The sequence below is a fragment of the Streptomyces flaveus genome, from assembly GCF_014647675.1.
In the GTDB taxonomy this organism is placed as follows: Bacteria; Actinomycetota; Actinomycetes; order Streptomycetales; family Streptomycetaceae; genus Streptomyces; species Streptomyces flaveus.
In genome coordinates this window covers 110,077-117,311 of record NZ_BMPQ01000005.1, presented here as the reverse complement: position 1 = coordinate 117,311, position 7,235 = coordinate 110,077, and the positions used below count along the sequence as shown (strand labels likewise).

Below are 7,235 nucleotides of genomic sequence, written 5' to 3'. Positions count from 1 at the left end.
GGGGCGGGGTCGTGGGCCGGTGCGTCAGCCCGTCGCAGGGCGGGCATACGGCCCTGACCTGGTACAGGGTGCGGGTTCTCCGAGACCGAAGCTAAGCGACGGGCATACGACGCACCGGCCCACGACCCCTCCCGCCGGAGGGCAAGCGCGGGTCGTTGGGGGTGCGGGCTTACCCAGGGCGCGTGCTTTTCGGGGCGCGGGCAGTCGCAGGCTTTTCAGGGGCGCGGGGAACTGCGCGACCAGCCACGACGGACCGGCAGTCGAGACACGACCTGTCTCCCCACGGCGAGATGTGGGGGCCCGGGGGCGCAGCCCCCGGTCAGATGACCCCCGCAACGCGAAGGTCATCAACAGCCTCCGCGCTGTGCCCCAGTTCGCCCAGGATCCGCTCCGTGTGCTCGCCGATCGCGGGAACCGGGTCCATGCGGGCGGGCGTGCCGGCCAGGTCCACCGGCGGCAGGAGCGCCGGCACCGCACCGCCGCCGGGCAGGCGTACGTCCTGCCACCGCTCCCGCGCACTGAGTACGGGATGGGCGAGGAACTCCTCCACGTCGTTGACCCCGGCGTTCGCGATACCGGCCTCGTCCAGCAGCTTCTCCACCTCGCGGCTGCCGGACCGGCCGAACCGCTCGGCGACGATCGCGTTGAGCTCGTCGCGGTGCGTCACCCGGTCCGAGCCGGTGGCGAACCGCGGATCGTCGACGAGTTCCGGACGTTCCAGGAAGCGCTCGCACAGCGCGACCCATTCGCGCTCGTTCTGGATCGAGAACAGCACGTCCTTGCCGTCGGCCGCGGTGAAGGCGCCGTACGGGGCGATGGTGGCGTGCTGGGTGCCGATGCGGGGCGGCTGGGTTCCGCCGTGGCGGGTGTAGTAGGCGGGCTGGCTCATCCACTCGGCCAGCGCCTCGAAGAGGGAGACCTCCACGGCCCGGGCGACTCCGGTGGTCGCGCGGGTGTAGAGGGCGGTGAGGATTCCCGAGTACGCGTACATCCCCGCGGCGATATCGGCGACCGACACCCCCGCGCGGGCCGCTCCGTGCTCGTTCCCGGTCAGCGAGACCAGGCCGGTCTGGCACTGCACGAGCAGGTCGTACGCCTTGCGGTTCGCCCACGGTCCGCTGCTTCCGTAACCGGAGATGGAGCAGGGGATGAGGGAGGGGTGCCGTGCGGCCAGATCCGCTGCGCCAAAGCCCAGCCTGGCGGCCGCACCGGGGGCCAGATTCTGGACGAACACATCGGCCCCGCCGAGCAGTTGCTCCAGGATCTCCCGACCCTGTGCCGACTTCAGGTCGAGGGTCAGGGATTCCTTGGAACGGTTGAGCCATACGAAGTAACTGGACTCTCCGTCCACCGTGGTGTCGTACCGCCGAGCGAAGTCCCCTTCTCCCGGCCGCTCCACCTTGATGACCCGCGCCCCGAGATCGGCCAGCTGGCGGGTGGCGAAGGGCGCGGCCACGGCCTGCTCGACGCTCACGACGGTTACGCCGGTGAGTGGGAGCGGTGCGGGGTGCCCGGTCACGGGGTGCTCCTGTCCGGTGACTCGTCCGGCTGGCGGTCAGGGTCCGCGGTGCCCGGCAGCAGGCCGCCGCACAGGGCAGCGCGTCGCTCGGGGCCGAGGGCACGGGTGACGGCGTCGGTGATGGCGTGCGCGAGAGGGGGCGAGGTGTCTTTCAGGAGCCGGCGTGCCTTCTCGGTGAGGGTCACTTCGATGCCGCGCCTGTCGCCGCAGACCGAGCCCTTGGTGACCAGTCCGGCGTGCTGGAGGCAGGCGACCTGATACGTCAGCCGGGTCTTGGGGCGGCCCAGTAGCTCGGCGATCCGGGTCATGCGCAGGCCGCCTCCGGGCTGGTCGGCCAGCAGGCACAGGACGAGGAACTCGTCGTGCGAGACCCCGAGGGCGTCCTTGACGCGGGCGCGCAGCTGTTGTTCGACCGTGCCGGCGGCGGCCAGCAGATGCATCCAGGCGCGCAGCTCCGCCGGTAGCAACCCGTTCTCGCCCGAGGGTTCGCTCTCGTCCGAGGGTTCGCTCTCGTCCGAGGGATCGCGCTCGGGCAGGTCGGTGGGGGCGGTGAAGTCGGCCATGATGCCCCAGCCTACCTGTTGTCCAATTTTGAATTACGGGCTAGCGTGTGGCTATCCAAATTTGGACGACCCCTTCACAGGTACCCCCGTCAGGAGAAACCCCATGTCCGTCGCAGTCGAAACCGGTCTCTGGCAGCTCGACCCCGCCCGCTCCACCGTCGCCGTCCGGCAGAAGACGATGTGGGGCATGGTCACCGTGAACGGCACCTTCGCGGGGATCACGGGCGACGGCGAGGTCCGCCCCGACGGTTCCGCCAGTGGCACGGTGACTCTCGACGCCGCCTCCCTGGACACCAAGCACGAAAAGCGCGACAAGCACCTGCGCTCCGCCGACTTCTTCGACGTGGACCGGCACCCCACCATCACCTTCGCCGTACGCAGCTGCGTCCCGCATACGGACGACACCGTCGAGGTCTCCGGCCAGCTGACCGTACGCGGCGTCAGCCGCCCCGTGTCCTTCACCGCCCGCGTCACCGACTCGGCAGCCGACGCGGTCACCCTGGCCGCGGAACTGACCGTCGACCGCACCGAGTTCGGCATCTCCTGGAACCAGATGGGCATGATGCGCGGCCTGACCACCATCACGACCAGCCTCCGCTTCGCCCGCGCGTCGGCCTGACGGACAGCCCTGACGGACAGCAAGGCCGAGCCCGGGGCGGGCAACCTTTGCCCGCCCGGTGGCGACCCGTGAGTGAACCCCCGTTCCCCACCGGGAGGAATCACCATGGGCAAGTACCTTGCGCGTCTGCTGGCCGTCTTAGCCGTGCTCGTCGCTGCGGCCGGTGCGTTCGCTCCACGTACCGAGGCTGCCGAGGAGTGGGATCCGCCTGCGGAGCTGGTGCAGCCGCTGAGCGAGGTGTGGAATCACGTCGAGTCGACCTACCCCGACCTGTACGGCTTCCGTAACTACGGGTGGGACCAGGTCATGGCCAACAAGGGGAGCGTCAACTACTGCGTCCGCTGGGAGTCCGACGCCTCCGTCAGCGCCGCGTTGCGCGACCGGATCCACGGCGCGCTGAAGAAGCAGTTCGGGAAGTGGGTGGCCGCCATGGTCGACGGCGGTACGGGGCACAATGCGTGGCCGTACACCGAGGTTCCCGTCAACATCGTCGGCTGGGCCGTCAAGGACCGCTCCACCCTCCAGTGGACCGACAACTCCGTCGACATCTACACCGGAATGCTGGACGAGGGCGGAGCCCCGCAGTGTGCGCCCGACTGCGGCCGCTTCTTCAACCAGGACGGCGACTACTCGCAGTGCCCCGGCGGCCCTGCCCGCCACTACGACCAGTCACTGTGGCTGACCAAGGGATTCCAGGGCGGAGCCGGCGGTGACTGGGGGCAGCGGGTCGGGCAGGAGTACTTCACCGGTGCCCTGGACCAGGAGAACATCCACGTCTACCTCCACGAGGTCGGCCACACCTTCGGCCTCGACGACTTCTACGACTGGACCCCGACCGGCCAGTGCTGCTTCCTGATGAAGGCGGGCAGCGCCGGCCAGATCACGGAGTTCGACAAGTGGATGCTGCGCGACTTCTGGCGCCATCTGAAGAGCAGGTACGGCTACTGAGAGCTGAGATGCGTTTTCGTCAGCGGCCGGTGAGCCGCTGAGCCGGTGAGAGCGATGCCCCGATAGATCACCGTGCCGATGGCCAGACCCACGCCCGTCGCAGCCGCTGCGACGGGCGTGCGGCTGAGGCGGCGTCAGTGCCAGGTCGGCGGGCCGGCGGTTGACGCTCTCGTACGGTATCCATCGGTCACATCTGCGGCAGCCGCTCCCCCTGCACCGCCTGCACATCCAGCGACACCTTCAGCGTCGCGCCGACCGCCGCGATGCCCGCCCGTACGACCTGGTTGTAGTTCATCTCGAAGTCCTCGCGGCGTAGTTCCGTCGTGGCGCGGAACGCCGCTCGTACCCCGCCCCAGGCGTCGGGGCCCGTGCCCAGGTAGGCGAGGTCCAGGTCGACGGGGCGTGCGATGCCGTGCAGGGTGAGTTCGCCGTGGACGGTCCAGTGGTCCGGGCCTGTGGGGCTCAGACCGGTCGAGTGGTACGTGATCTCCGGGCACCGTTCGGCGTCCAGGAAGTCCGGTGACCTGAGGTGGTCGTCGCGCGTGCCGTTGCCGGTGTCGATCGAGGCGGCGCGGATGGCCGCCTCGACCCGGGACTTGGCGGCATCCGGCGCGATCTCGATACGCCCGCCGAAGTCGGTGAAGCGGCCGTGCACGCTGGAAAGCCCCAGATGCTGGGCCACCGCCTCCACCGAGGAGTGGGCCGGGTCGATAGTCCACGGACCCGGCGGCGGCAGCTCGACGTCTGCCTGCCGGCCGAGGACGACCTGGCCGAGCTCCGCACGGCCGCTCGCCGTGACGAGCGCGGTCGAGGCGGCGGGCGCGTACCCCACCGCCGTGACGATCGCCGTGTACGAGCCGGGCTCCAGGTGCACGTCGTCCCGGACGGCGCCCTCGGCGTCCGCCTCGGCGCGCAGGATCTGCGTACCCCTCATGTCGGTCACCGTGACCACCGCGTGCGGCACGGCCCAGCCGTCCCGGGTACGTACCGATGCGCTGAGTGCCATCGCGTCTCTCTTCTCTTCCGTGCTCTTCCGTGCCTGCCGTTTTGCCACCCCGTTCGGCCGAACTACTCGCCGCCGTGGGCGAGTTCGATGTCGTGGCCGTCCACGCCGCCGCCGGAGACGGTCATCCCGGTGGCCTTCGGCGGGTAGCCGGTCGCCATGACCGTGTACTCCCCGCTGTCCAGGTCGGAGAAGGCGTACGCCCCGTCGACGCCGGTCGTCGTCGTGGCGACCACGTTGCCCGCGGCGTCCATCAGCGTGACCCGCGCCTCGCTCAGCGGAACACCCGCTCCGAGCACCGTGCCCCGTACGTGCGCCCCGGGGTGCAACTCGACCTCGACCCGCGTGGCCCCGGTGACGCCGATCTCGACGGGCAGGGCCAGCGGCCGGTGCTTGGCCGAGTTGACCGCGAGGGTCACCGTCCCCGGCACCAGGTCCGAGACGGTGAACTCGCCCATGGCGTCCGTCTCCCCGGTGGCCAGCACATCCCCGCGGACATCGGTCACGATGACCACGGCCCCGGCGACCCGCACCCCGCTGTCCGCCGACCGCACCACTCCGGCAAGCCCGCTGGTGCCGCTCAGCAGAACGTCGTACGTCACCGGAGCATCGGCCACGACGACGGTCGAGGCCTGCGGCTGATAGCCGTCGGCGGAGGCGATCAGGACGTACGAACCGGCGCCCGGCGCGCGCACACCGTACGAGCCGTCGACCTGCGCGACCGACCGGCCCAGCTGCCGCCCTTCGAGCGAGATCAGCGTCACCGCGGCGCCGGACACGGGCGCGCTCTCCGCACCGCGCACGTGTCCGCGGACGAGGGTTCCGTTCGCAGCACCGTCGTCCGGGGCCGCCTCCAGGGCCAGGGCCTGGCGGGGGCGCGGAAGGGTGACCGACGCGCTCGCCGCACCTGCGTCGTCCGTGACCTCGTCACCGTCCCCGGCCGGCGCCTCGGACGTCCCGTCCGCGAGCGGCTGCCGGCGCGGGATGAACGAGGCGACGAAGAAGGCGAGCAGGGCCGCGCCGACACCGATGGCCAGGACCGCCTTGAAGCCGTCCTCGGAGGGGAGGGCGGTGGAGCCGAAGGTGGTGGTCATCTGCGCCAGGATGACGCCGGCGACCGCACTGGCGACCGACGTACCGATGGACCGCATCAAGGTGTTGAGGCTGTTCGCGGCGCCCGTCTCGGACGCGGGCACGGCGCTCATGATCAGCGCGGGCATAGAACCGTACGTGAAGCCGATGCCGGCGCCGATGACGCAGGACACGAGGACGAAGTGCCAGACCTCGTCCATCAGCACGATGTTCAGCGCGTAGCCGCCGGCCACGATCAGGGAGCCGATCATCAGCGTGACCTTGGGGCCCTTGGCCTTGGAGACGGCCGCGGAGACCGGGGCCAGGGCCATCATCACCAGCCCGGACGGCGCCATGACGAGACCGGCGGCGAGCAGCGACTGACCCAGACCGTATCCGGTAGCCTCAGGCAACTGCAGGAGCTGCGGAATGACGAGGGACATCGCGAACATGGCGAAGCCGATGGCTATCGAGGCGAGGTTGGTGAACAGCACCTGACGGCGCGCGGTGGTCCGCAGGTCCACCAGCGGCTGGCTGACACGCAGTTCGAAGAAACCCCACACCAGCAGGATCACGACGGCCGCACCGAACAGGCCGAGGATGGTGCCGCTGCCCCAGCCCCAGTCCCCGCCCTTGGAGATCGCCAGCAACAGGCACACGAGCCCCGCCGCCATCCCGACCGCGCCGATCAGGTCGAACCGCCCTCCGGTGCGCACCCGGGACTCCGGTACGAGGGCCAGTACGAGCAGCAGGGCGACGACACCCATGCCGGCCGAGGCCCAGAACAGTACGTGCCAGTCGAAGTTGTCGGCGATGAGCGCGGCGGCGGGCAGGCCGAGGGCGCCGCCGACGCCGAGCGAGGCACTCATCAGCGCGGTGGCGGAGCCGAGCCGTTCGGCGGGCAGCTCGTCGCGCATGATGCTGATGCCGAGCGGGATGACGCCGGCCGACAGACCCTGGAGTGCGCGCCCGACGATCATCGGGACGAGGGACTCGCTGAGCGCGGCCGTGACGGATCCGGCCACCAGCATGACCATGCTGACCAGCAGCATCCGGCGCTTGCCGTACATGTCTCCGAGCCGCCCCATCATCGGGGTCGCGACGGCAGCGGCGAGCAGGGTGGCGGTGACGGCCCAGGCGGCGTCGGACGCCGGGGCGTTCAGGAGGGTGGGCAGCTCCGGAACGATCGGGATGACCAGGGTCTGCATCAGCGAGACCACGATCCCGCCGAAGGCCAGCACCGCCACGACGACGTTCGGCCGCGGTGGCGCTGCCGCTCCGGTGGTGGCGGTGCGGGGTTGTGCGTGGGACATGGTCGGGCCTCCGGGTGGGCGGTCGGGTGTGCGCGACAGGATTAAATGTAAGTACGTTGATTTAGTTAAGCAAGTTAAGGTTGTACGGGTGTGGCCCGCGGGTCGAGGAGCGCCCCGGCTGCCCCCTGGCACAGTGAGCCCACAGGGGGTTCACAGGGGAACTCTTGTGTGGGGCGGGGCGTTCGAGCGGACAGAGTTC

Annotated in this window: 6 protein-coding genes; 2 read left to right on the top strand and 4 right to left on the bottom strand. The window is 70.3% G+C overall.

Translation table 11 applies throughout. The features are described from left to right. Positions 1-319: 319 nt before the first annotated feature. Positions 320-1,519, bottom strand: coding sequence for a CaiB/BaiF CoA transferase family protein (locus tag IEZ21_RS12425; RefSeq protein ID WP_189321942.1), 1,200 nt, complete (start codon positions 1,517-1,519; stop codon positions 320-322). Continuing rightward, positions 1,516-2,082, bottom strand: coding sequence for a MarR family winged helix-turn-helix transcriptional regulator (locus IEZ21_RS12420; RefSeq protein WP_189321941.1), 567 nt, complete (start codon positions 2,080-2,082; stop codon positions 1,516-1,518). The genes IEZ21_RS12425 and IEZ21_RS12420 overlap by 4 nt, the downstream gene beginning before the upstream one ends. Positions 2,083-2,185: 103 nt before the next feature. On the opposite strand from IEZ21_RS12420, the gene IEZ21_RS12415 reads away from it, so the two are divergent. Both IEZ21_RS12415 and IEZ21_RS12410 read left to right on the top strand, forming a co-directional pair. Continuing rightward, positions 2,186-2,701 carry a YceI family protein gene (locus IEZ21_RS12415; RefSeq protein WP_189321940.1) on the top strand — a complete coding sequence of 172 codons (516 nt, stop codon included), beginning with the start codon at positions 2,186-2,188 and terminating at the stop codon, positions 2,699-2,701. 105 nt (positions 2,702-2,806) lie between these two features. Further along, entirely contained in the window at positions 2,807-3,649 is an 843-nt protein-coding gene (locus IEZ21_RS12410) for a hypothetical protein (protein ID WP_189321939.1), read from the top strand. 187 nt (positions 3,650-3,836) lie between these two features. Here IEZ21_RS12410 and IEZ21_RS12405 read toward each other — a convergent pair whose 3' ends face one another. Together IEZ21_RS12405 and IEZ21_RS12400 are read right to left on the bottom strand one after the other, a co-directional pair. Next, positions 3,837-4,655: a YceI family protein gene (locus tag IEZ21_RS12405; RefSeq protein ID WP_189321938.1), complete on the bottom strand. Its 819-nt coding sequence runs from the start codon at positions 4,653-4,655 to the stop codon at positions 3,837-3,839. Between the two features lie 62 nt (positions 4,656-4,717). Beyond that, on the bottom strand, positions 4,718-7,036 hold the full coding sequence (locus IEZ21_RS12400) for an MFS transporter (RefSeq protein ID WP_189321937.1): 2,319 nt from the start codon (positions 7,034-7,036) through the stop codon (positions 4,718-4,720). Positions 7,037-7,235 lie beyond the last annotated feature (199 nt).